Source organism: Vibrio sp. 704 (genome assembly GCF_033339295.1).
In genome coordinates this window covers 309,710-333,116 of the sequence record NZ_JAWOUH010000001.1, presented here as the reverse complement: position 1 = coordinate 333,116, position 23,407 = coordinate 309,710, and the positions used below count along the sequence as shown (strand labels likewise).

Here is a 23,407-nt window from a genome sequence, read left to right as displayed (position 1 = left end):
TAAGTGAAACTTTGTTGAGAGTGATTTAGCAGATTTCAATCGCGATAGCGGTAGCTTCGCCGCCGCCAATACAAAGCGATGCAACGCCACGCTTACCACCAGTTTGTTTTAGCGCATGAATCAAAGTGACAAGGATTCGATTGCCACTTGCGCCTATTGGATGCCCCAGCGCACAAGCCCCTCCGCGAGGGTTCACTTTGCTCTCGTCCAGTTCGAGAGCTTTCACCGCGTATTGAGTCACGACAGCAAAAGCTTCATTGATTTCCCAAAGTTCCACGTCTGATTTGTCCCAGCCCGTTTTTTCCAGCAGCGATTCAATCGCGAAGACTGGTGCGATGGTGAACTCATCAGGCTGTCTTGCATGCGTGCTGTACGCGACAATTTTGGCTAGAGGCTGAAGGTTTTCCTGACGACCAAACTCACTATCGACTAAGATCATTGCCGACGCACCATCCGAAATGGAACTAGAGTTTGCTGCGGTTACGCCGCCATCTTTGGCAAACGCAGGGCGTAAGGTAGGAATTTTAGTGACGTCGAGTTTGCTCGGTTGCTCATCATCTACAACCAAGGTTTCGCCGCGCCGACTTTTTACGTTAACAGGCACGATCTCTTCTTTGAACAAACCTTGTTCGATTGCTTGCTGCGCACGAGTCACCGACTGCTGCGCCCAGGCATCCATACTTTCACGGCTAAACTGATACTTTTGCGCCGTCTGTTCTGCAAAGACACCCATCAGCTCGCCTTGGTAGGCATCCTGCAACCCGTCATAAAACATGTGATCAAGCACTTGCTCGTGACCTAAACGGAAACCATCACGCGCTTTCTTTAATAGATAAGGAGAAGACGACATGTTTTCCATGCCACCAGCGATGACAGCATGCGCATTGCCAGATTGAATAAGGTCATATGCCAGCATGACGGTTTTCATACCCGAACCACAAACTTTGTTCAGTGTCGTACAACCAATCGATTGTGGCATTTCAGCTTTAAGACTTGCTTGTCTTGCAGGCGCTTGCCCCACACCGGCGGTTAAAACGCATCCCATCAACACTTCGTCTATTTTGTGCACATCGAGTTGGCTTTCGGCTAGCGCCCCTTGAATGGCTTTCGCACCGAGTTCCGTGACATCTGTTGAAGCTAATGCACCTTGAAAAGAGCCGATAGGCGTTCGCTTAGCGGCAACAATCCATGTTTCATTTTTCATTCCATTAACCTTTTGTTGACGTTTACGTCATAACTATACTAACATTTACGTTAACGTCAAGTTTGAGGTTATTGTTTGTTCGAGTGATTCTTTGATTTCGAGTAAATGCGAGTGATATCAAGGCTCAAGAGTGGATGTTGTTTGTTTACTTTAACGTTAACGAATTGTATATTCATGTGAATGTTATACGAAAGTCGTAAGGTTAAGGAATGAACACATTTAAGATCAGCGAGCTCGCGAAAGAGTTCGACATTACTACTCGAAGCATTCGCTTCTACGAAGATTTAGGTCTCCTAACTCCAGAACGTAAAGGCAACACTCGAATCTACAATGGTCGCGATCGAATTCGACTAAAACTGATTTTGCGAGGTAAGCGATTGGGCTTTTCTCTTGCAGATATCAAAGAGTTATTTGAACTCTACGATACCGATCAAAGTACTGAGCAGTTGAACTATATGATTCGGTTGATCGAAGAGAAGAAGGCAGCATTGCAACAGCAAGCAAACGACATTCAAGCGGTAATGATGGAGTTAAATGCTGCGCAGTTGCGATGCCAAAACACACTGAGATCCATGAAAGGCGAAAAAGTCACCTAACACCTCAACTCTGGGATGTAGGTGACGTAAAGGCAAGGACACGCAATGAAATCTACCTACTCTTCCCTGAACTTTGTTTATGACGAAAATACCGATTTGCTTCGCGAGCAAATCAATAGTTTTGCTGCAAGAGAAATTGCGCCGCTAGCGCAATCTATCGACCAAACTAACGACTTTCCAAACCATCTTTGGTCCAAATTAGGTGACATGGGTCTTTTAGGTGTGACCACCAGCGAAGAGTTTGGTGGTGCAGGCATGGGCTATCTCGCCCACGTTATCGCTATGGAAGAAATCAGCCGAGCATCCGCTTCGGTTGCGTTAAGTTACGGCGCTCACTCCAACCTTTGCGTCAACCAAATCCACCGTAACGGCACACAAGCGCAAAAAGAGAAATACCTACCTAAGCTCATCTCCGGTGAACATATCGGCGCCCTTGCTATGAGTGAACCCGGCGCCGGCTCTGATGTGGTCTCTATGCAGCTTAAAGCCGAACGTAAAGGCGATATTTTCCTATTAAATGGCAACAAAATGTGGATCACCAACGGCCCTGATGCACACACCTATGTTGTCTACGCAAAAACCGACCCAAGCCAGCACTCCAAAGGCATCACGGCGTTTATTGTGGAACGCGGATTCCCTGGATTTACTCAAGCACAAAAACTCGACAAGTTGGGCATGCGCGGCTCGAATACGTGTGAGCTGGTCTTCCAAAACTGCGAGGTCCCTGCGGAGAATATTCTCGGCGAAGAAAACCAAGGCGTGAAAGTATTGATGAGCGGCCTCGACTACGAACGTGTGGTGCTTGCAGGCGGCCCACTTGGCATCATGCAGGCGTGTATGGATATCGTTGTGCCTTACATTCACGACCGTAAACAGTTCGGTAAATCCATCGGTGAATTCCAGCTAGTTCAAGCAAAAATCGCGGATATGTACACACAAATGAATGCCGCTAAAGCGTATGTTTACGCCGTCGCTGCCGCTTGTGATCGCGGTGAAACCACACGTAAAGATTCTGCTGGCGCGATCCTCTACAGCGCAGAGCTGGCAACCAAGATGGCACTGGATGCGATTCAACTACTTGGCGGTAACGGCTACATCAACGAGTTTGATACGGGCCGTTTGTTGCGAGATGCCAAGCTGTATGAAATCGGTGCGGGCACGTCAGAAATTCGCCGCATGCTTATTGGTCGCGAATTGTTTAACGAAAGCGCCTAATCATCATACCTAGGCGGTTCGAACTCGAAACAACTTCCTTATTCAATCTAAATCTTATTCAACCTAAATAAAGACGGGTGGTGACACCCGTCTACCGAATGGAGATCGGCTATTTATGGCTTGTTTGACGACCAATATTAATACCCATTCAGAGCAGTATCAGGAAAACTACCGCTCTATGGCTTCACTTGTAGATCAACTTTATACCGTGACTGCCCAAATAGAAGATGGTGGCGGTGAGAAAGCCCGCGAGCATCAGCAGAAGAAAGGCAAACTTCCGGTACGTGAGCGCATTCTTGCCCTACTCGACCCTGGTTCGTCCTTTCTAGAAATTGGTCAATTTGCTGGCTGGGATGTGTATCCAGATTACGTTCCATGTGCTGGAGTGGTTGCAGGTGTGGGTGTGATTGACGGCACTGAGTGCATGATCGTCGCGAACGACGTGACGGTAAAAGGCGGCAGTTACTACCCACTCACCGTGAAAAAGCACTTAAGAGCACAAGAAATTGCAGAAAAATGCCAACTGCCGTGTGTTTACTTAGTCGACTCTGGCGGTGCTAACCTCCCCCGCCAAGATGAAGTCTTCCCAGATAAAGACCATTTTGGCCGTATTTTCTACAACCAAGCCCGTATGTCGGCCAAAGGCATTCCACAAATTGCGGTGGTCATGGGGCTATGTACCGCTGGCGGCGCTTATGTCCCTGCCATGTGCGACGTATCCATCATAGTCAAAGAACAAGGCACGATTTTTTTGGCAGGTCCACCTCTTGTAAAAGCAGCGACAGGTGAAGAAGTCAGTGCGGAAGATCTTGGTGGCGCAGACGTTCATTGTCGCACCTCTGGTGTGGCGGACTATTACGCAGAAAATGATCACCACGCGTTAGAGTTGGCAAGACAAGCCGTTTCTCAAATTAACCACTTGAAACCCGTTCAACTCAAGCAAAAAGCACCACAGGAACCACATTTTCCTGCCCAAGAGCTGTACGGCATCGTCGGGACCGATCTCAAAAAGCCGTTTGATGTTAAAGAGGTCATTGCCCGAATTGTTGATGATTCCCAGTTCGATGAATTTAAAGCCTTGTTCGGCGAAACCTTGGTCTGTGGCTTTGCCCATATTCACGGTATGCCGATTGGCATTGTCGCTAACAACGGCATTCTATTTTCGGAATCAGCACAAAAAGGCGCGCATTTTATTGAGCTGTGCGCACAACGCAAAATTCCTCTGCTCTTCTTGCAGAACATCACGGGCTTTATGGTCGGTCAGAAGTACGAAGCCGAAGGCATCGCCAAACATGGTGCGAAAATGGTAACTGCTGTTGCGTGTGCAGACGTGCCGAAGTTTACCGTGGTTATTGGTGGATCGTATGGCGCAGGAAACTACGGCATGTGTGGCCGCGCTTATGATCCAACCATGATGTGGATGTGGCCAAACGCGCGCATCTCCGTCATGGGTGGAGAGCAAGCGGCTGGCGTGATGGCGCAAGTGACCCGCGATATCAAAACTCGCAAAGGTGAAAGCTGGAGCGTAGAGGAAGAAGAAGCGTTCAAACGTCCAATTGCGGAGCAATATCAGACTCAAAGCCATGCATACTACGCCAGTGCACGCCTGTGGGACGACGGCATTATTGACCCTGCGAAAACCCGTGATGTTGTCGGCATTGCTCTGTCTGCTGCGCTTAATGCGCCAATACCAGACAGTAAATTTGGCATCTTCCGCATGTAGCCGGATGCAAGGCAAACCTTAACTCCTCGCGAATACCGATGTTTAAAAAGTAATGGTTAGCGAGCATTGAAATACAGACTGAAATGTCAGACAAAGGAAGTCACATGACCGGACTACTGCTTGAAAAAGACAGCAATGGCGTTGCTTGGTTGAGCCTCAATCGACCAGAGAAACACAACGCGTTTAATGATGAATTAATTGCTTCACTTATCGACACCTTGGAAAAACTTGAGAGAGACAACTCTCTACGTGCATTGGTACTAACGGCGCAAGGTAAACACTTTTCTGCGGGTGCGGATCTTGGCTGGATGCAGTCAATGGCCACCAAAACCGAGGGGGAAAATCTGCAAGATGCACAGCAGTTAGCGTTGCTCTTGCACAAACTGGATACCTTTAGCAAACCAACCATTGCTATGGTGCATGGCGCTGCATTTGGCGGCGCACTTGGGCTTATCTGCTGCTGCGATATCGCTATCGGTACACCTGAAAGCCGCTTCTGTTTGAGTGAAGTGAAACTCGGTTTGTTACCCGCGACAATCGGACCCTACGTCATTCGAGCGATTGGACAACGACAAAGCCGACGCTACTTTTTAACCGCGGAACTGATTGATGCCGAAACCGCACTATCGATGAGTATTCTTCATCAGATAGACTCTCAACCACGTGAAGCCGTCAATCGCACCATTGATCACCTGCTTAACAACGGTCCACAAGCCATGCAGGCAGCAAAAACGCTCTGCTTACGTTGTGACAATCAACCTATCGAGCATTCATTAATTGAATACACCAGCCAAGCTATTGCAACCGCCCGCGTGTCCGAAGAAGGACAAGAAGGACTGAGTGCATTTTTTGAAAAGCGCGCCGCCAATTGGAGGAATCATGTTTAAAAGAATACTGATCGCAAACCGCGGTGAAATTGCCTGCCGAATCATTAAAACCGCAAAAAGCATGGCTATAGAGACGGTTGCCGTCTATTCCGAAGCGGATCGCAGCAGCTTACATGTTAAACAAGCGGATTTCGCTGAATTCATTGGCCCCGCTCCTGCGAGTGAATCGTATCTCGATATCGATGCAATTATCGGCGCTGCGAAAAAATGGCAAGCCGATGCTATCCACCCTGGGTATGGTTTTCTTTCCGAGAACCCTAAACTGGCGAAAGCGTGCAGCGAAAATGGCATTGTTTTTATTGGCCCTCCCACCAGCGCAATTGAAGCAATGGGTTCGAAGTCGCAAGCCAAAGCCATCATGTCTGAGGCGAACGTGCCCTTGGTTCCCGGCTATCACGGCACAGACAACAGCGTAGAGCACTTATTAGCGGAAGCTGAAAAAATCGGTTACCCAGTGATGCTTAAAGCAACACAAGGTGGCGGCGGCAAAGGCATGCGAGTGGTCAACAGCGCAGCCGAAATGCCGCTGGCTATCGACGGAGCGCAGCGTGAAGCACTTTCAAGCTTTGGCGATAAGCAGCTTCTAATCGAAAAATGCATATTGCAGCCTCGCCACGTGGAAGTTCAGGTATTCGCAGACCAGCGTGGCAACTGTGTCTATCTTTCTGATCGCGATTGTTCCATTCAGCGTCGTCACCAAAAAGTAGTCGAAGAAGCACCAGCTCCCGGTCTTAGTGATGAACTGCGTAAACAAATGGGTGAAGCTGCGGTTCAGGCCGCTCAAGCGATCGACTATGTTGGCGCTGGCACGGTGGAGTTCTTACTCGATAGCCGAGGTCAATTCTACTTCATGGAGATGAATACCCGTCTGCAAGTTGAACACCCTGTCACTGAATTGATCACCGGCGTTGATTTGGTGGAGTGGCAATTCAAAGTCGCAGCTGGCGAGCATTTACCTATTTCGCAATCGGAAATCACCCACAACGGTCATTCAATTGAGCTGCGAATTTACGCAGAAGATACAGACAATGACTTTATGCCGTCGACTGGCCGCATTGATTACTTAAAAGAACCCGTATCAGACAGTAGTGTGCGCCTAGCGTGCGTACGCGTTGATAGTGGTGTTACCCAAGGCGATAGCATCAGCGAATATTACGATCCAATGATCAGCAAGCTGATCGTCTGGGGGCAAACTCGTGATATCGCTCTAAAGCAGATTAAGCAGGCGTTAACTCAATATCACGTACGTGGCGTAACGACAAACATTGGTTATCTGCACAGTATTATTTCGCAGCCAGCCTTTGCCGAGATTGAGCTCGATACAGGTTTCCTCGTAAGACATCAACAAGGCATAAATGAGCAGCAAGACGTCTCGGATTCAATCTGGCTTACATTGGCGGCGGTTGCTCGTTGGAATGATCTCATTTCAAAATCAGACAGCTCAACGTTACCCGCGCCAACCAAACGAGGTTTTAGACTGTCAGTTGACAACGTTTACCGATTTAACTTCACGGATGCCAATGCCAACCATCAGGCACGTTTGCAACAATCATCGCAAGATACAGGATCTCACTTCACTGTCCGATGCGGCGAGGATCTGCATCAGGTCATCCTGCTTGAAAGTGACAACCAGTTTATCGTCGATATTGATAATGTGCGTTACACCTTTAATGCACTTAGCGATGAACAAAGAACAACACTATTTTATCTTGGTCAGCAGCGCACGTTCGCTCATCAACCTAACTTTGACTCTGCAAAAGATGTAGATGATGAACTAAGTCCAACCGCACCACTCAACGGCATAATTTCAGCAGTTATGGTGGCTAAAGGTGACGAAGTGGCGGCGGGCGATCCGCTTTTGGTACTCGAAGCAATGAAAATGGAATACACCATCACGGCTCCGGTAGCAGCAAAAGTCGACGAATTGTTTTATCAGCACGGGGACCAAGTACAGCACGGTTCCATCCTGCTGAATTTGGCTTTGATATCGGATAACGTCAGTGAAGATAAGGAGCGCGAATATGCTACCAGCGAAGGTTAATATCGTCGAAGTCGGCGCTCGTGATGGTCTGCAAAATGAAACGTCAGTGACGCTGGTTGATAAAATCCGTTTGATTAACCAACTAAGCAGCAGTGGCTTAAAGCATATTGAGGCGGGATCTTTCGTCTCTCCAAGGTGGGTGCCTCAAATGGCCGATTCCGATCAGGTGTTTGCTGGTATCTCAAAAAAGCCTGAAGTGGTTTATAGCGCGCTCACACCAAATCTCGCAGGGTTAGAACGTGCGCTGGAAAGCGGTGTAAAGCGAATTGCGGTGTTTGGCTCCGCTTCAGAAACGTTCAGCCAGAAGAACATCAACTGCAGCATTACCGAAAGTCTCGCTCGATTTGAACCCGTTATCGAATTGGCGAACCAGCACAACATTCCTGTACGCGGGTACTTGTCTTGTACCATGGTGTGTCCATATGAGGGAGTAATAAAGCCAGAGCAAACTACCAAGGTCGCCAATACGTTGTTTGATATGGGATGTTATGAGATTTCGCTCGGTGATACTGTCGGTAAAGCAACGCCTAATCGCGTTATCGCCATGCTGGATTCGTTGTTAACGCTACTGCCAAAAGACGCGCTCGCAGTACATTTTCATGACACTTATGGACAAGCATTAGCCAATATCTACCAAGCCTTGTTAATGGGCATCAACACCATTGATAGCGCAGTAGCGGGGCTCGGCGGCTGCCCTTACGCGAAAGGAGCCAGTGGCAATGTTGCAACGGAAGATGTACTTTATCTGTGTGAGCAACTTGGGATTGAAACAGGCGTTGACCTTGGCGTCATCAATGAAGCGGGTTGGCAAATTTGCCGTGCGTTAGGAAAGTCTCCTGCTTCTAGGGTCGCATTAGCTCTGGGCGATCCGTATAGCTTGTAAATCATCAACAACCAATCAGGTAATGTATTTAAACGGGCATGCAGACGTACGTGCCCGTTTTTTATTGTTACTCATAAAAACCTTAACGCTCAACGGTCTTCATCACATTAATTAGTGCCTGATTTCAGCTACAATTTAGTTTCAAAGCGAACATATAAAACAGGATCAGGTAAATGCTCATAACATTTCGTTGTCGAAGCCACTCAAACGTCACAATGTTTGGTGATATTGCATTAGATATGCTCAAAATGATGGGTCACAGCGGCACGGTGCCGGGATCAATTTCCGCTCAAGATGTTCCTGACGCGTTATCAAGATTAACTTCTGCTCTATCTGCGAAAAATGCAGCTGAAGAAAACCTCCCTACTGATGTAGACGAAGAGGAAGAACAAGCAGAGCCCGCGGTAAGCCTAGGACGCAGAGCGTTTCCACTGATTGAGTTGCTAAAATCAGCAATCAAAGAAGAATGCGAAGTCATGTGGGACAACCAATAACGCCTTCAAACTGGTTTCTAGCGAGGTGAATCCGTGTTGTGACCGCCTCGCTATGGTTACTCGACACCAAGATAAGAACACCAATACCGCTTATCGCCCTATCCGTTTCTCTCCCTAGACAACTTGATTTGCCCATCAATGTGCACATCTCGTTGTGGAAACGCGATTTCAATGCCGTGCTTTTCGAAAGCTTCGTAGATTTCAAAACGCATGGCACTTGCGACCGAGCGAATACCGCCCTCAACCGTTGAGTTAATCCAAAAATAAGATTCGAAGATCAAAGCATTGTCACCAAAGTCTTGAAAAAACACATCTGGCGCTGGCGAACTCAGAACTTGCGCTTGCTGCGAAGTCACTTCCGCCATTAAGGCAGCAACCTGTTTGACATCGCTCCCATACGCGACGCCGACGACGACCGAGCCACGAACTAATCTGTCACATAACGTCCAGTTGATCACCACGTTCTCAATCAACTGACTGTTGGGTATGAGCATATGAACACCATCGGTTCGTCTGATTCTCGTTGAACGTGTATTTATTTGCTCGACAGTGCCTTTGGCGCCCTCAACCTCTAAAAAGTCCCCAATTCGAATTGGCTTTTCACCAATCAAAATCCAGCCACTTATGAAGTTGTTAATGATGTTTTGCGCACCAAAACCGAAGCCGATAGCGATGGCACCAGACAGAAAGGCAAACGCGGTAATTGGCACATTGATCATCGAAAGTGTGGTCATAAAAATAATGGCGAGAGCGATGACAAATAATATCCGTTTAACCAAATGAATCACGTTTGGGTCTTTCCCCGATGAGGACATTCTTGACGTAACGGTTTTGATCAAAATTTTTGATAACCATAAAGCGACAATCACCCATGTCGGCACCATCAATATCGCCCATAACGTGATAGGTTGTTCGTTAAAGGTAAACAGCGTTGTTTCTAAAAATGAAATGACCCGTTCGAACATAAAGTGCTCACTCTTGATTCATCGTTGCCAGCAAGCCAGAGCGCATAAGTCTTAAATTTTTAGGTCAATCGATAGCGCAAGCGGCTCAACTAAGTTCTTCTTATTAACTATATTGTAATCTACGTAAAACGCTTCGAGTGGTTTCCCACTTTGGCTTCAACCGATTAAGCCATTTAGGGAGCACGTCTTTGTGAACTAAACGAGCCAATCAACCAACTGGATACGCAAGGCAAATCAGTGATAACTTTCTGATTTTTAAGCGTCAAATTTTCACTTCGAATCACTCTCACTTATTATTATGCACCTTATTGCAATTTATATTGATGGAATGATTGTTATGTCAGAACTGACTCGGATGCGCTCTGGAGAAACCTATAATTGTCTGGATGAAGAACTAAAGCTAATGCGCGCCAAAACTGCGCAGCTTGTCTTCCAGTTTAACCACGAACCAAACCCAGATATCCGTAGACAGCTATTGGCGGAAATGGGCGTCCAATTAAAAAATAGCGCCTGTATAGAGCCACCGCTACAACTTACCTACGGTTGTCACTTGTCCATCGGAGAAAACACCTACATCAACTGGGATGCCATTATTCTGGACAATGGACAGGTTGAGGTTGGCGCGAACGTCATGATTGGGCCTAGAGTGCAAATTTACACAGCCGCTCATTCACTCGATACACAAAGACGCTTAGCCGGAGATGAGATCGCCAAACCGGTAAAAATCGGCAATAACGTTTGGATTGGTGGGGGCGCTATCATACTGCCAGGCGTGACCATTGGTGATGAGGCCGTCGTCGGCGCTGGCTCTGTCGTAACCAAAGACGTTGCGCCGGGCGATCGAGTTGTTGGAAATCCGGCGCGCTCCATTAAACCAAAAAACTGAAGAAAGTCGCTATTTCGCCAAATGATCGCGAATAATATTAGCGAGCAGATTGAGAGCATGAACATATTTGTCATTGAGCTCAAAAGAAGCGTTAAGACGAATACAGTGATCGTATTGTTCTGTCAGGCTGAACATCTTTCCCGGTGCGATGCTGATATTACCTTTTAGTGCTTCTCGATATATCGGCAAGGCATCAATATGCTTGGGGAGCTCTAACCAAATAAAGTACCCACCGCTTTGGCTTAACACTTTGACTGCTTCAGGTAACAGCTCACTAAGCAGAACCGTCATCTTACTTTTACGTTCAAACAGCTTTTTCCGTAACTGCTTCAAATGCGATTCATAATTGCGGCTTGTTAAATAGTGCACCAATGTCATTTGCACTGGTGCACTCGTCGCTAATGTACTCATTAGCTGTAACTTTTGTACCTCTAGCGCCCGCTTTCCCGCCGCAACCCAACCAATACGTAGCCCTGCGATTAATGATTTTGAAAACGAGGAGCACAACATGGTATTACCCGTGTCATCAAACATTCTTAGTGGGTAAACCGAGTCATTCTCGGCATGCAGTTCGCTGTACACATCATCTTCAATTACTGGCACGTTATATCGCTGTGTCAGTTCAATCAGCTTTTGTTTTTTCTCGTTGGAAAGCGTAAAACCCAGAGGATTCTGGAAGTTCGACATCAGCCAACATGCTTTCACATCGTGTGTTTGCAGCGCTCGTTCCAATGAGTCTAGGTCAATGCCCGTGACTGGGTCTGTTCTTACTGAGAGCGCTTTCAAACCTAACCGCTCTAAGGATTGCAAAGCGCCATAGAATGCAGGCGACTCCACAACCACCCAATCTCCCGGTCTTGTACAAGCTTGCAAACTGAGCGTTAACGCCTCCAGCGCGCCTGCCGTAATGACAATTTCATCGGGTGAAATTTCAATGCCTTTCGCAGCATAACGCTTCGCGATGATGGTGCGTAATTGTTCATTTCCCGGCGGTAAGTTATCAAAGGTGGTGGAAATCGGCATATTGCGAGCGGCTGCGCTCATCGCCCGATTCACGTGATAGCGTGGATACAAACTTGGGTCTGGATAGGCAAAGCCAAAATTGATCATGGATGGATTTTTGCTCGCCTGCAGAACATCAAAGATAAACTCATTGATGTCTACCTGCTCTGTCCACGAAACCGCGGCTGGCGCTTGGGGTTCATTTGAACTCTTAATATTGGGCGCGACTCGATAACCAGATCGCGGCTGTGACGTTACCCAGCCTTGAGATTCCAGAATTTGATACGCGTGCAACACCGTCATCAAGCTCAAACCCGAGTGTTCAGATTGGCGACGCAGCGAAGGCAGCTTGTCACCCGGATGCCATATCCCCGATTTTATCTGCCTTTTAAGCTGTTCCACTAACTCTTGATACTTCGCCAAACGCAAATCCCCTTCCATAAAGCCGAATTCAAAATAATAACACTTCAATATTTAATCTGTTATAGGTTTATAGTCACTGTCTGTACCTACTTCCCTCATTCCGCTCCTTTTAAAATAGCTCTCTCATAAAACTTAAAAGATCAAAGGAAGTTTAATGTTTGGCCTCGACGCATTTATGCTTGCACGGATACAGTTCGCCTTTACGGTATCCTTTCATATTATTTTCCCCGCTATCACCATAGGTTTGGCCACCTATCTCGCCGTGCTGGAAGGCTTATGGCTAAAAACACGTAATCCCGATTACCAAAAGCTCTATCACTTCTGGTCGAAAATTTTTGCGGTTAACTTTGGAATGGGTGTTGTATCTGGTCTTGTCATGGCCTATCAATTCGGCACCAACTGGAGTGGTTTCTCCGACTTCGCTGGTTCTATCACAGGCCCATTACTGACTTATGAAGTGTTAACGGCTTTCTTTCTCGAAGCCGGATTTCTTGGCGTAATGCTGTTTGGGTGGCGTCGCGTCGGCGAAAAGCTGCACTTTTTTGCAACCTCGATGGTGGCGTTAGGAACGATCATTTCGACGTTCTGGATTCTCGCCTCCAACAGTTGGATGCAAACGCCACAAGGCTATGAAATTGTCGACGGACGTGTGGTGCCAACCGACTGGTTTGCTATCGTTTTCAATCCTTCATTTCCTTATCGTTTGGCGCACATGAGCGTCGCGGCTTTCGTCAGTTCAGCACTCTTTGTAGGCGCGTCAGCCGCTTGGCATTTATTGAGAGGCAATCAATCGACTGCGGTAAAAACCATGTTTTCGATGTCGCTCGGGATCTTAGTGTTCCTTGCGCCACTCCAAGCCGTGATTGGCGATGTGCACGGGCTAAACACTCTGGAACACCAGCCCGCCAAAATCGCTGCCATCGAAGGACATTGGGATAACAGCGATGGCAAACCAACCCCATTGATATTGTTCGGCATGCCAAACATGGAACAAGAACGCACAGACTATGCCTTAGAAATTCCTGTTTTAGGAAGTTTGATCCTACGCCACAGTTTAACTGAGCCAATCCCGGCGCTGAAAGACTTCCCGAAAGAGGAACGACCGAACTCACCTATCGTCTTTTGGTCATTTCGAATCATGGTCGGGCTAGGACTTCTGATGATTTTTCAGAGCTTCTACAGCATATGGTTACGAAAAAAGAACACGCTTTATACTTCGCGTTGGTTCCTCAAGTTTTCATTGTTTATGGGGCCATCTGGTCTTATCGCAATACTCGCTGGCTGGTTTACGACAGAGGTTGGTCGGCAACCTTGGGTCGTGTATGGCGTACAAAAAACGCGTGATGCGGTTTCTGCACACGGAGACCTACAAATGAGCATCAGCCTGCTGTGTTTCCTTGTTGTATACAGCTTGGTATTTGGTTTTGGTTATTACTACATGATCCACCAAATCAAGAAAGGCCCCGATGCAATCGAACACGATGAGCACGACATGACGACCGTTTCAGGTCGCATTTAGAATTTGTCACAAAGTGAAGGTAGAAAATATGCATTTTGATTTATCCGTGATTTGGTTCGCGATCATCGTTTTTGCCACTTTGATGTACATCATCATGGACGGCTTCGATTTGGGTATTGGAGTACTGATGCCCTTCATCAAGGATGAAAAGCAAAAAGACGTCATGGTCAACAGTGTCGCACCTGTTTGGGACGGTAACGAAACTTGGATTGTACTTGGAGGCGCATCTCTATTTGGCGCTTTTCCGATGGCTTACGCTGTGATTATTGAAGCGCTAACCATCCCTTTAACGTTGATGTTGATTGCTTTGATCTTTCGTGGCGTCGCGTTTGAGTTTCGCTTTAAAGCATTGGAAAGCCACTTAAAGTTCTGGGATCGCTCTTTTATGGTCGGCTCGATTTTAACCACGTTTTTCCAAGGCATCGTTGTTGGCGCGGTAATTCAAGGCTTTGCGGTGGAAAACCGCGTCTTCGTAGGTAGCCAACTCGACTGGCTCAGCCCTTTTCCCATCTTTTGTGGTTTGGGTTTAGTCGCAACGTACGCGCTGCTTGGTAGCACATGGCTCATCATGAAGACGGAAGGTGAACTGCAAAACACGATGTACCGCTTCACTAACAAAACACTACTGGCAATGATCTCCGCATTAGTCATTGTGAGCGCTTGGACTCCACTTGCTTACCCTGCCATTGCGGAAAGATGGTTTTCTCTGCCTAATTTGTTCTACTTACTGCCCGTACCTGTCATTACTGGGCTGGTATGTTTGAAGATTGCCGACTCCGTTAAAAAGCGTAAAGAGCGCAGCCCTTTCGTGATGGCATTGGTGATCGTGATTCTCGGGTTCGCTGGGCTTGGCATCAGTATCTGGCCAAATATCATTCCTCCTAGCATATCAATATGGGAAGCAGCGGCTCCTGCAAGCAGTCAGCGCTTTATGCTCGTTGGAGCAGTGATCATCATCCCGATCATTCTGGCTTACACCTTTTGGAGTTACTACGTCTTCTCCGGAAAAGTAAAAGAAGGCGAAGCGTACCATTAACGAGTTGATAAGGAGTGAGTATGAAAATCAAAAATTGGTGCCGCCAATGGGCTTGGATGGTTGGAATTTGGGTCGTTAGCGTCGCTGCATTAGGGTTAGTGTCTATGTTATTTCGCGTCATGATGACCGCTGCCGGGTTAAAATCTTAGCTCGGCACTTTTAAGTCAATAAAAAATGGATGCCTCTAGATCTTGTGTAAGAGCTAGAGGCGTTTGCATTCAAGTCCGACTTTTCACGTGTGCAGACAATACGATCGTAGATTCTAAACCGCGAGCCACTTCAAAATAACCACCAGCACGAGATAGCTGACGAGCCGTCAATTTTTCTTTGCCTAGCTTTTCAAACCAATAAGGCGCCAATGAGCACTGAGCCGAACCTGTGGCAAGATCTTCTGAAATACCGATTTTAGGTGCAAAGTAACGCAGCACATAGCCACTATCAGAACTTTGAGCCGTCACGATGACCGCATGAAACTCATCAATTTTAATCAGCTCATCAAAGTTAGGTTGATAGAGAACAACATCATCTTCGGACTCGAGAACAACAACCAAATCACGCGTTGTAAAAGCATCTACGGGGCGATTGGAAAAACCTGAAATATCCAAGGGGATGGCATGAGGCTTGGCTTGCCAACTTGGCATCACGATCCTGTACATTCCATCAAGTTCAGTAACGGTAATATGGCCATACTGGCTTTTTAGAATGATCTCATTCTGATGATAGTTGGAAATGATTGCAGCGCCTGCGCCCAAACTTCCGTGTCCGCATAGGTTGATCTCTCCTTCTAGGCTAAACCAGCGAATGTGGTAGTCAGTGCCAGACCGAACCACAAATGATGTGACAGGTTGAGCGACCTGATGAGTGATTTGAAGTAATTCAGAATCACTCAGCCAGTGATTTAGTTCGACAACGCCACATGGGTTACCTTGAGCTAACTCATCACAAAATACATCATATATTTGTGCTTTAATCATCCATCACCCTTGCGGTTTAACCATGCATTAAATCAAGGTCCTCGTCATTATCATCTCGATAAAAACGAGAGTTCAGCTATCAAGTCAACTTGATGTAGGTAATATATACGACAACAGAGTCGCAATCTTCAGTAAGTTTTGTTCGTTGGGTACAATCGACAGGTTATATGACAAAGCTTTAAGCCTCAACATGACCGATGTGCATGGCTACTTTTAGCGCTTGTTTATTGAGATTAGATGCCTCCCAAGCAACGACAACACGACTGGTTAGGGGGATATCATCAATCTCGGCGACTGTCGCGGAATCATCGAGATGTTCAGCCAGTGAGCGCGGAACGAGAGCAATACCTAACCCAGCCTGCGCCATGGCAATCGTCGTACGAAGTTGCGGTGCTGCGAACTGTGGTTCGAGCCTTACTCCTGCGTCGGCAAAAAGTGTGCTCATGCCATCAAACAATGCGGGTCCAGTCTCTCGTGGAAACAGTAAAATTTTATGGCCTCTCAACTGTTTCATCTGGATACAGGGATATTTTGCCAGTTCGTGGCCCGCCGGAATCACTGCGACAAACGGGTCGTTAAACAACACCTTATGCTCAAAAGGCTCACTGGCGTAACAGGGTAGCCGCATGATTGCGAGATCAAGTTGTTTGCTTTTTAACTGAGTGGCAAGCTCTGGCATTGACAGTTCCGCCGTCTGTAAATGAACCCCATTCTCTTGAATACGCCCAATCCTCTCCAATACCTTAATGCAGGTTGATGTTGACGTCGCGAACCCAATTTTAACCTGCGTATTTTCACCACGGGCAATCTGTCGGGCTTTTGCTTTAGCGCGTTCCACATCAGCAAGAATATTTACCGCATCCGTATAAAAGACTTGCCCTGCATGGGTCAGTTCTACTCCTCTAGACAAGCGCTTAAATAAGTCCACGCCAAGCTCGTGCTCTAGCTTTTTGATTTGTTGACTCAAAGGAGGTTGCGCAATCCCTAACTGTTCAGCTGCTCGGGTAAAGTGACGAGTCTCGGCGACCGCGACAAAATACTTCAGGTAGCGAAATTCCATATATTTTCCATATCAAAATAAATCTTTTTTATATTGGATTTAGCACCGTGTAGAAGTCAATCTAAATATACTCTTCATTGCATAACTGGTCTTACTCATGCGTGGATTTTATAACCCTCTATGTGCTTGTTCGCTTGAAGTAGCGAAAGAATTTTCTGAATACCATCACGTTACCGGAGATGGTGAGATTTATCAGACTTCGTTAATGAGTGCTTTGATCGCTGGTGTTTACGAAGGCTCAACAACCATAGAAGAACTACTGAAACATGGGGATTTTGGTTTAGGTACGTTCAATGAATTGGATGGTGAGTTGATTGCGTTTGATAAGGAAGTTTTTCAACTCAAGTCGGATGGCTCCGCAAACCCGGCAGACCTGGCGCAAAAAACGCCCTTTGCTGTCATGACTTTTTTTAAGCCTGATATCGAGCTGCCACTGACATCGCGCATGTCACGTCATGAAGTCCATAGCCTCATAGACGACATGGTTCCAAGCGATAACCTATTTTGCGCAGTGCGCATTGATGGCGTTTTCGATTCAGTTCGTACTCGCACCGTACCTAAACAAACACGCCCTTATCGGCCAATGCTTGAAGTGGTCAAAGAACAACCAACGTTCCGCTTCACGCATAAGCAAGGCGTGGTCGCCGGCTTTCGCAGTCCTAAATATACGACTGGCATCAATGTGCCCGGCTATCACGAACACTTTATTACCGATGACCGCCAAGGAGGTGGTCATATTCAGGATTACAGCATTTCGTCAGGGTTCCTCCAGATTGGCAAAGTCTCTCGGCTAGTGATTGATACCCCGGTATCGACAGACTTCCTCAACGCCAATTTGGCTCCGGAAGATATAAATACCGCCATAGAAAAGGCGGAAAAGTAACAAAGTCAGGCAAATAATAAGGACAACAAATGCAATCCAAACCTTCAAATAAAAATGGAGCTCAGTTGATCGCTCAACAGCTAGAGTCTCTCGGCATTAAGTACATTTTCGGTATTCCCGGTGCAAAAATCGATCGACTGTTCGATGCGATTGAAGACACTAACATCCAAATGATTCCGGTACGCCACGAAGCTAACGGCGCATTTATGGCGGGCGTTATGGGAAGACTAACCGGCAAAGCAGGCGTCACCATGGTTACGTCAGGCCCTGGCTGTGGAAATCTAGTTACGGGGGTGGCAACAGCAAACTCCGAAGGCGATCCGCTGATTGCTATCGGTGGTGCGGTGAAACGAACTGACCAGCAAAAACAAACACACCAGAGCATGGATACCGTCAGTATTTTTCGCTCTATTACTAAGTTCAGTGCTGAAGTGCAGCATGTGGACGCCGCAAGCGAGATCATGGCGAACGCATTTCGTATCGCAGAGTCAGGTCGTCCTGGGGCTTGCTTTTTGAGTCTCCCCCAAGATGTTTTATCCGAGCAAACCCAAACGGACATTATTGTCCCCTCGCCTTACACACAGCCTGGTTGCGCTGACATCGCAGCAATCGAAGATGCGGTCAGTCGAATCAGTAAAGCAAAGCGCTGTGTGGTTTTACTTGGCCTTCACGCGAGCCGCAGTCAAAACGCTGCTGCTATCGCCCGATTTCTTCAAAATACGCAGCTACCCGTTGTCGGCACTTACCAGGCCGCCGGCACGGTAGATATCAATTACTATCATCACTTTGCTGGGCGTGTCGGTTTATTTAACAACCAACCCGGCGATGTTTTACTGCGTGATGCCGATTTAATTCTCACCATCGGCTTTAGCCCAATAGAGTATGACCCTGAGCTTTGGAACAGCCACCGCAACCCAGTGATTCACCTCGATATTGAACCGGCAGAATACCAACTTAATTATCAACCTTGTGTTGAAATCGTCGGAAACATTGCGCAGTCATTAGACAAGATGGGCAGCTATATCTCTGAATATGCTCGCCTTTCCCCAACGGCACTTTCAGTACTGGAAGAGGTAGCACTGCAACGGCAAGTGATCAAGACCTATCCCAATGTCTATCACAAGCAAGGGTTTCATCCACTGGCGCTAATTAAAGCCATGCAATCTATCATCACACCAGATACCACGCTATGCCTTGATATGGGGAGCTTCCACATCTGGATCGCTCGTTACTTAAGCTGTTTTCGAGCTCGCCAAATGCTGGTGTCTAACGGCCAACAAACGATGGGCGTTGCACTGCCATGGGCCATTGGTGCCAGCCTACTAAAACCTGGTAGCAAAGTGGTATCGATATCAGGAGACGGCGGTTTTATGCAATCGAGCATGGAGTTAGAAACCGCGGTTAGACTGAACTGCAATATCGTCCATATTGTGTGGGTTGATAACGCCTACAACATGGTAGAAATGCAAGAGATCAACAAATATCAGCGCTGCTCTGGTGTGAAATTTGGACCAATTGATTTCAAGGCGTACGCCGAATCATTTGGCGCGAAAGGCTTCGCAGTGACTAGTCAACACGAATTGCTACCGACATTGAATAAAGCCATGGACGTTGAAGGACCAGCAGTGGTGGCTATCCCCGTAGATTACAGCGACAACGACAAACTGATGTTGCCGCGCACAGAGAAAAATCAAGATCCCGTTTTTGTAAGTTTCGAAGGAGAAATCGCATGAGAGGATTAAAAAATAAAGTCGCACTCGTCACTGGTTCTGCCAATGGTATTGGTTTGGCCATCGCAAAACGTTTGTATGAAGAAGGCGCAAACGTCGCTCTTGCCGATTGGAATGAAGAGCAATTGGCAAACGCCGTTGAGGGCTTTGATAAACAGCGTGTGTCTGCGCATTCTATTGATGTTTCTGACCCAGAAAAAGTCGCAGCACTGATTTCTGATGTTGTTACCCGTTTCGGTAAACTGGATATTTTAGTAAACAATGCTGGCGTACATGTCCCTGGTTCCGTGATTGAAGGTAGTGTGGAAGACTGGAAGAAGATCTCTGGTGTAAACATTGATGGTGTTGTTTATTGCGCGAAGTTTGCTTTGCCTGAACTCTTAAAAACGAAAGGTTGTATGGTAAATACCGCGTCCGTTTCCGGTTTGGGTGGTGACTGGGGTGCCGCATTCTATTGCGCGAGTAAAGGCGCAGTGGTGAACCTTACCCGAGCGATGGCATTGGACCATGGTGCGGATGGGGTAAGAATTAACGCCGTATGCCCAAGTTTAGTAAAAACCAACATGACAAACGGCTGGCCGCAGGACATCCGCGATAAATTCAATGAGCGCATTGCGCTTGGCCGAGCAGCCGAACCTGAAGAAATTGCGTCTGTCGTGACTTTCTTGGCAAGTGATGACGCATCTTTCATTAATGGCGTAAACCTACCTGTAGACGGCGGTGCCACCGCATCAGATGGTCAACCTAAAATAGTATAAGCATGAAATAGACAGATCAGTGAGAGACGTTCTACTACCTTTCGGATCGATGCTGATCTGTCGCTTTACGCTCTGAGCACACAACCCGTGCCGGCAATAAACTCAACCACTCGACCGCTGTTAGAGATATCTCAACAACTTAAACCAGCAACGAGAAATTAATGTTTCACACAAACCGACAAACTATGTGAGCATTCCATCAGGCATAGAGTGAAGACTTATGTATCAGCGATTCACAAAGAACCAGACAGTTTCCGCGAATATTTTCTAAAGAAGTCTCAGTGACGACTAACGTTTCTGCCACACCATCCATTGCTCTCTGCCTTTAAAAACCTCAACACTGTTTGCCACCACTGAGGACTTCACAAGTTCAAACGTGGGCTCTAGAAAAGATGCCAACTCCCCACTTCGCAAACAAAATGGAGGAAAGCGTGATAGGTAATTATCATCAATGACGAAAAAACCAATTAGAAAACCTCCGCTTGGCAACAATTTATCCACCATAGAGAAATATTCTGACCACATGTCTCTCGGTAGTGCTGCGAGAAAGGCCCGCTCGTAAATGACATCAAACGAGTGAGAAAAATCGGCATTAAATACATCGCCCAATACGACTTTATCTTTGTAGTTACCTAACGCTGATTGCGCCATTTTTACCGCTTCTTGGCTGTAATCCATCGCGATCACGTCATGCCCATATTGAATAAAAGTGCTCAGTTCATAAGCGGCACCACACCCAGGAATAAACACTGACTGGCCTACATGAAGTGAATTGTCGAGATAGTCCTTGAGTTCTTGAGGTGTCGATTGGGCATCCCAAGGCATAGTGCCTCGGATAAACAAATCATCCCAGAATTGTGTGTTAATCATTGGTGCCTGTTTCATTTACCCGCTCCCTGATTGCGGTAGTAAAAAATAAAGGGATACGCAGCGCAATGTGGTATCCCTTTTCTAGCCTTTTGTCTGACGTTGTTAGTTTTTTATGACAACCACTTTCTACTGCACTTATGCCACCAATGAGTTAACTGCGAAGATCATTGATTAACGGCTGCTCCGCTTGGTTCGGTACAAACTGGACATTGCCTTTCAGTTTAGTGACAGACTGGAGTGTTGCTTGAATGTCCTCTGCTGATACATGCACATCATGACAACAGAAAGTAATGGCATCGTTGAAGCCATCGCGCTCAATTTTCAAGGAGCCTTTAATATCGTGGCGACGACAGACTTCTTGGATTTGATGCGGATAAACAAACAGCCCTTTTACTTTCACCGCGGAGTCTGCTCGTCCCATCCAGCCCTTAATTCGTGCATTCGTGCGTAGCGAATCCGAGCCCGTTTCTAGGTATGCCGATAAATCTCCCGTTGCGTAGCGAATCAGCGGGAACTTCTCATCGAGCGACGTTACAACGACTTCACCGACTTCTCCCGGTTGTACAGGAACACCATCAGGATCAACGATTTCAACAATAATATCTTCGGCAATCACTAATCCTTGTTCACCAGACACTTGATAAGCAATCAAACCAAGCTCTGCACTTGCGTAGGCTTGAAAGACTGCAATGCCTTTTTCCTCAAACATCTGTTCCATGTCTGCTGTAACCGCTTCACCAGAGACCAGAGCTTTCTCAAAGCTAGGCAGCTCATTGTATTTCTCTTGATACTTTTGTAGCAACGTCAGCAAATACGAAGGTGTACCAGTGTAACCATTAGGTTGAAGCTGTTTAATTGCCTCTATTTGCGCTTCGGTATTGCCTACTCCAGCCGGAAATACCGTACAGCCACAAGCCCTTGCGCCACCATCCATAATAAATCCGCCAGGAGAGAAATGGTAAGAGAGCGTGTTATGCACTAAATCACCCGCACAGAACCCAGCAGCGTGAAACGCGCGCCCCATACGCCAGAAATCGGCCTCATCCGTTTGAGCCTCATACAACGGCCCAGGAGATTGGAATACGCGCGCCATTTGACCAATGGCAACGCTATTTAAGCCACCAAACGGCGGTTTAAGTTGCTGCTGATTAGGTACATTGAACTTACGTGTAATCGGGAGCTGAGCAAGCCCTTCACGATTGTTTGCCAATATAGGATCAAACTCAGAAAAATGCGCTGCGTAATGTTCGCTATTGGCTTTCGAATTTTCAATCAGCGCTGGCAGACGTTGAAACAGCGACTCTTCTCGCGCCTGTAGAGACAACGATTCTTTCGCATCAAATAGTTCGTTCATCCTTGCTCCTTACAACCAACGCTTACGACGTTTGTAAGATTTCAGATTCTTAAAGCTCTTGCGATCTTCATCGCCGCCGCCAAGGTAGAATTCTTTTACGTCTTCATTGTTTAGCAATTCGTGCTTGCTGCCATCTAGTACGATTTTGCCTGATTCCATGATGTAACCGTAATCGGCCGCTTGAAGAGCGAAGTTGGCATTCTGTTCAACCAAAAGCATGGTAATACCTTGCTCTTTGTTGATCTTGTTAATAATGCTGAATACTTCTTTAACTAGCAGTGGAGAAAGCCCCATAGACGGTTCGTCCAACAAAATCATCTTCGGTCGAGCCATTAACGCTCGGCCAATCGCTAACATTTGTTGCTCACCGCCAGACAAATAGCCCGCCAGGCCAGTGCGCTCTTTGAGTCGCGGGAAATAGTCAAACACCATTTCGATGTCTTGTTCAACTTCGTTGTCAGTGCGTGTATAAGCGCCTAAGCGAAGATTTTCTATCACCGTCATATCTTCAACAATTCGGCGCCCTTCCATAACTTGGAAGATGCCCGAACGGACGATCTCTTCCGGGCTTTTGTTGTCTATACGCTCGCCCATGAAGTTGATTTCGCCGCGCGTCACTTCACCATCTTCGGTTTTCAATAAACCAGAAATGGCTTTCAACGTTGTGGATTTACCCGCACCGTTGGCGCCCAGTAAGGTCACAATCTGCCCTTTTGGAACTTCTAAACTCACACCGCGAAGTACTAGTATTACTTCGTCGTAGACGACTTCAATGTTGTTCACTGAAAGCAGTATTTCTGCCGGTTCGATATTCGTTGCTAATTCAGCCATCAAGCTACTCCTTGCTAGGGTGAGAGTGTTCTCTCACCCATCCTTATTTTCAGTAAGCTTTGTTATTAATAAG

General features: G+C 46.9%; 22 protein-coding genes. 14 read left to right on the top strand and 8 right to left on the bottom strand.

The features are described from left to right. Positions 1-25: 25 nt before the first annotated feature. Positions 26-1,204, bottom strand: a complete 1,179-nt coding sequence (locus R7R24_RS01365) for a thiolase family protein (RefSeq protein ID WP_005373232.1) — start codon at positions 1,202-1,204, stop codon at positions 26-28. Between the two features lie 209 nt (positions 1,205-1,413). Between R7R24_RS01365 and R7R24_RS01360 the strand changes: the two genes are divergently transcribed. From R7R24_RS01360 to R7R24_RS01330, 7 genes are all read left to right on the top strand, one after another. Further along, entirely contained in the window at positions 1,414-1,800 is a 387-nt protein-coding gene (locus tag R7R24_RS01360; protein WP_005373242.1) for a MerR family transcriptional regulator, read from the top strand. A gap of 45 nt (positions 1,801-1,845) precedes the next feature. Beyond that, complete coding sequence (locus R7R24_RS01355) at positions 1,846-3,015, top strand: isovaleryl-CoA dehydrogenase (protein ID WP_005373245.1); 1,170 nt, start codon at positions 1,846-1,848, stop codon at positions 3,013-3,015. Between the two features lie 115 nt (positions 3,016-3,130). Then, positions 3,131-4,738 (top strand): carboxyl transferase domain-containing protein, encoded by a 1,608-nt coding sequence (locus tag R7R24_RS01350; RefSeq protein ID WP_005373247.1) that lies wholly within the window; start codon positions 3,131-3,133, stop codon positions 4,736-4,738. A gap of 104 nt (positions 4,739-4,842) precedes the next feature. Beyond that, entirely contained in the window at positions 4,843-5,625 is a 783-nt protein-coding gene (locus R7R24_RS01345; RefSeq protein WP_005373249.1) for an enoyl-CoA hydratase-related protein, read from the top strand. Beyond that, positions 5,618-7,666 carry an acetyl/propionyl/methylcrotonyl-CoA carboxylase subunit alpha gene (locus tag R7R24_RS01340; RefSeq protein ID WP_005373251.1) on the top strand — a complete coding sequence of 683 codons (2,049 nt, stop codon included), beginning with the start codon at positions 5,618-5,620 and terminating at the stop codon, positions 7,664-7,666. The genes R7R24_RS01345 and R7R24_RS01340 overlap by 8 nt, the downstream gene beginning before the upstream one ends. Continuing rightward, positions 7,647-8,549, top strand: a complete 903-nt coding sequence (locus R7R24_RS01335; protein WP_005373253.1) for a hydroxymethylglutaryl-CoA lyase — start codon at positions 7,647-7,649, stop codon at positions 8,547-8,549. The genes R7R24_RS01340 and R7R24_RS01335 overlap by 20 nt, the downstream gene beginning before the upstream one ends. A gap of 173 nt (positions 8,550-8,722) precedes the next feature. After that, the gene (locus tag R7R24_RS01330) at positions 8,723-9,043 is read left to right on the top strand and encodes a DUF1840 domain-containing protein (protein ID WP_005373256.1); all 321 of its coding nucleotides are present in this window, start codon (positions 8,723-8,725) and stop codon (positions 9,041-9,043) included. 98 nt (positions 9,044-9,141) lie between these two features. Here the strand turns inward: R7R24_RS01330 and R7R24_RS01325 are convergent, their stop codons facing one another. Then, the gene (locus R7R24_RS01325) at positions 9,142-10,008 is read right to left on the bottom strand and encodes a mechanosensitive ion channel family protein (RefSeq protein WP_005373258.1); all 867 of its coding nucleotides are present in this window, start codon (positions 10,006-10,008) and stop codon (positions 9,142-9,144) included. A 337-nt stretch (positions 10,009-10,345) separates the two neighbouring features. Between R7R24_RS01325 and R7R24_RS01320 the strand changes: the two genes are divergently transcribed. Then, complete coding sequence (locus R7R24_RS01320) at positions 10,346-10,894, top strand: sugar O-acetyltransferase (protein ID WP_005373259.1); 549 nt, start codon at positions 10,346-10,348, stop codon at positions 10,892-10,894. A 9-nt stretch (positions 10,895-10,903) separates the two neighbouring features. Here the strand turns inward: R7R24_RS01320 and R7R24_RS01315 are convergent, their stop codons facing one another. Next, entirely contained in the window at positions 10,904-12,337 is a 1,434-nt protein-coding gene (locus R7R24_RS01315; RefSeq protein WP_005373261.1) for a PLP-dependent aminotransferase family protein, read from the bottom strand. 136 nt (positions 12,338-12,473) lie between these two features. Here R7R24_RS01315 and R7R24_RS01310 point away from each other — a divergent pair, with 136 nt between their 5' ends. Genes R7R24_RS01310 through R7R24_RS01300 form a run of 3 tightly spaced genes read left to right on the top strand, consistent with a single transcriptional unit; the run spans position 12,474 to position 15,023 of the window. Beyond that, positions 12,474-13,838, top strand: a complete 1,365-nt coding sequence (locus tag R7R24_RS01310; protein ID WP_005373264.1) for a cytochrome ubiquinol oxidase subunit I — start codon at positions 12,474-12,476, stop codon at positions 13,836-13,838. A 28-nt stretch (positions 13,839-13,866) separates the two neighbouring features. Beyond that, positions 13,867-14,874: a cytochrome d ubiquinol oxidase subunit II gene (gene cydB / locus R7R24_RS01305; RefSeq protein WP_005373265.1), complete on the top strand. Its 1,008-nt coding sequence runs from the start codon at positions 13,867-13,869 to the stop codon at positions 14,872-14,874. 20 nt (positions 14,875-14,894) lie between these two features. Further along, positions 14,895-15,023, top strand: a complete 129-nt coding sequence (locus R7R24_RS01300) for a DUF2474 domain-containing protein (protein ID WP_005373267.1) — start codon at positions 14,895-14,897, stop codon at positions 15,021-15,023. A 69-nt stretch (positions 15,024-15,092) separates the two neighbouring features. On the opposite strand, the gene R7R24_RS01295 is transcribed toward R7R24_RS01300, so the two are convergent. Together R7R24_RS01295 and R7R24_RS01290 are read right to left on the bottom strand one after the other, a co-directional pair. Next, positions 15,093-15,848, bottom strand: a complete 756-nt coding sequence (locus R7R24_RS01295) for a PhzF family phenazine biosynthesis protein (protein WP_005373270.1) — start codon at positions 15,846-15,848, stop codon at positions 15,093-15,095. A 178-nt stretch (positions 15,849-16,026) separates the two neighbouring features. Further along, complete coding sequence (locus R7R24_RS01290; RefSeq protein ID WP_047101317.1) at positions 16,027-16,908, bottom strand: LysR family transcriptional regulator; 882 nt, start codon at positions 16,906-16,908, stop codon at positions 16,027-16,029. 97 nt (positions 16,909-17,005) lie between these two features. Between R7R24_RS01290 and budA the strand changes: the two genes are divergently transcribed. The 3 genes from budA to R7R24_RS01275 are packed head-to-tail and all read left to right on the top strand — an operon-like array spanning position 17,006 to position 20,279. After that, positions 17,006-17,791: an acetolactate decarboxylase gene (gene budA, locus R7R24_RS01285; RefSeq protein WP_005373273.1), complete on the top strand. Its 786-nt coding sequence runs from the start codon at positions 17,006-17,008 to the stop codon at positions 17,789-17,791. A gap of 29 nt (positions 17,792-17,820) precedes the next feature. Further along, positions 17,821-19,524, top strand: a complete 1,704-nt coding sequence (gene alsS / locus R7R24_RS01280) for an acetolactate synthase AlsS (protein ID WP_053349211.1) — start codon at positions 17,821-17,823, stop codon at positions 19,522-19,524. Beyond that, positions 19,521-20,279 (top strand): SDR family NAD(P)-dependent oxidoreductase, encoded by a 759-nt coding sequence (locus R7R24_RS01275; protein ID WP_017820351.1) that lies wholly within the window; start codon positions 19,521-19,523, stop codon positions 20,277-20,279. The genes alsS and R7R24_RS01275 overlap by 4 nt, the downstream gene beginning before the upstream one ends. Positions 20,280-20,567: 288 nt before the next feature. Here the strand turns inward: R7R24_RS01275 and R7R24_RS01270 are convergent, their stop codons facing one another. From R7R24_RS01270 to R7R24_RS01260, 3 genes are all read right to left on the bottom strand, one after another. Further along, positions 20,568-21,164, bottom strand: coding sequence for a methyltransferase domain-containing protein (locus R7R24_RS01270; RefSeq protein ID WP_053349212.1), 597 nt, complete (start codon positions 21,162-21,164; stop codon positions 20,568-20,570). 136 nt (positions 21,165-21,300) lie between these two features. Next, positions 21,301-22,503 (bottom strand): phenylacetate--CoA ligase family protein, encoded by a 1,203-nt coding sequence (locus R7R24_RS01265; RefSeq protein ID WP_053349213.1) that lies wholly within the window; start codon positions 22,501-22,503, stop codon positions 21,301-21,303. Positions 22,504-22,512: 9 nt separating this feature from the next. Further along, positions 22,513-23,334: an ABC transporter ATP-binding protein gene (locus R7R24_RS01260; protein ID WP_005373283.1), complete on the bottom strand. Its 822-nt coding sequence runs from the start codon at positions 23,332-23,334 to the stop codon at positions 22,513-22,515. Positions 23,335-23,407 lie beyond the last annotated feature (73 nt).

Coding starts and splice junctions, on each gene's coding strand:
- R7R24_RS01295 (WP_005373270.1), bottom strand. CDS start 15,848: ATGATTAAAGCACAAATATATGATGTATTTTGTGATGAGTTAGCTCAA.
- R7R24_RS01340 (WP_005373251.1), top strand. CDS start 5,618: ATGTTTAAAAGAATACTGATCGCAAACCGCGGTGAAATTGCCTGCCGA.
- R7R24_RS01265 (WP_053349213.1), bottom strand. CDS start 22,503: ATGAACGAACTATTTGATGCGAAAGAATCGTTGTCTCTACAGGCGCGA.
- R7R24_RS01345 (WP_005373249.1), top strand. CDS start 4,843: ATGACCGGACTACTGCTTGAAAAAGACAGCAATGGCGTTGCTTGGTTG.
- R7R24_RS01330 (WP_005373256.1), top strand. CDS start 8,723: ATGCTCATAACATTTCGTTGTCGAAGCCACTCAAACGTCACAATGTTT.
- R7R24_RS01360 (WP_005373242.1), top strand. CDS start 1,414: ATGAACACATTTAAGATCAGCGAGCTCGCGAAAGAGTTCGACATTACT.
- R7R24_RS01365 (WP_005373232.1), bottom strand. CDS start 1,204: ATGAAAAATGAAACATGGATTGTTGCCGCTAAGCGAACGCCTATCGGC.
- R7R24_RS01275 (WP_017820351.1), top strand. CDS start 19,521: ATGAGAGGATTAAAAAATAAAGTCGCACTCGTCACTGGTTCTGCCAAT.
- alsS (WP_053349211.1), top strand. CDS start 17,821: ATGCAATCCAAACCTTCAAATAAAAATGGAGCTCAGTTGATCGCTCAA.
- R7R24_RS01350 (WP_005373247.1), top strand. CDS start 3,131: ATGGCTTGTTTGACGACCAATATTAATACCCATTCAGAGCAGTATCAG.
- R7R24_RS01260 (WP_005373283.1), bottom strand. CDS start 23,334: ATGGCTGAATTAGCAACGAATATCGAACCGGCAGAAATACTGCTTTCA.
- R7R24_RS01310 (WP_005373264.1), top strand. CDS start 12,474: ATGTTTGGCCTCGACGCATTTATGCTTGCACGGATACAGTTCGCCTTT.
- budA (WP_005373273.1), top strand. CDS start 17,006: ATGCGTGGATTTTATAACCCTCTATGTGCTTGTTCGCTTGAAGTAGCG.
- R7R24_RS01325 (WP_005373258.1), bottom strand. CDS start 10,008: ATGTTCGAACGGGTCATTTCATTTTTAGAAACAACGCTGTTTACCTTT.
- R7R24_RS01290 (WP_047101317.1), bottom strand. CDS start 16,908: ATGGAATTTCGCTACCTGAAGTATTTTGTCGCGGTCGCCGAGACTCGT.
- R7R24_RS01355 (WP_005373245.1), top strand. CDS start 1,846: ATGAAATCTACCTACTCTTCCCTGAACTTTGTTTATGACGAAAATACC.
- R7R24_RS01270 (WP_053349212.1), bottom strand. CDS start 21,164: ATGAAACAGGCACCAATGATTAACACACAATTCTGGGATGATTTGTTT.
- R7R24_RS01315 (WP_005373261.1), bottom strand. CDS start 12,337: ATGGAAGGGGATTTGCGTTTGGCGAAGTATCAAGAGTTAGTGGAACAG.
- cydB (WP_005373265.1), top strand. CDS start 13,867: ATGCATTTTGATTTATCCGTGATTTGGTTCGCGATCATCGTTTTTGCC.
- R7R24_RS01320 (WP_005373259.1), top strand. CDS start 10,346: ATGTCAGAACTGACTCGGATGCGCTCTGGAGAAACCTATAATTGTCTG.
- R7R24_RS01335 (WP_005373253.1), top strand. CDS start 7,647: ATGCTACCAGCGAAGGTTAATATCGTCGAAGTCGGCGCTCGTGATGGT.
- R7R24_RS01300 (WP_005373267.1), top strand. CDS start 14,895: ATGAAAATCAAAAATTGGTGCCGCCAATGGGCTTGGATGGTTGGAATT.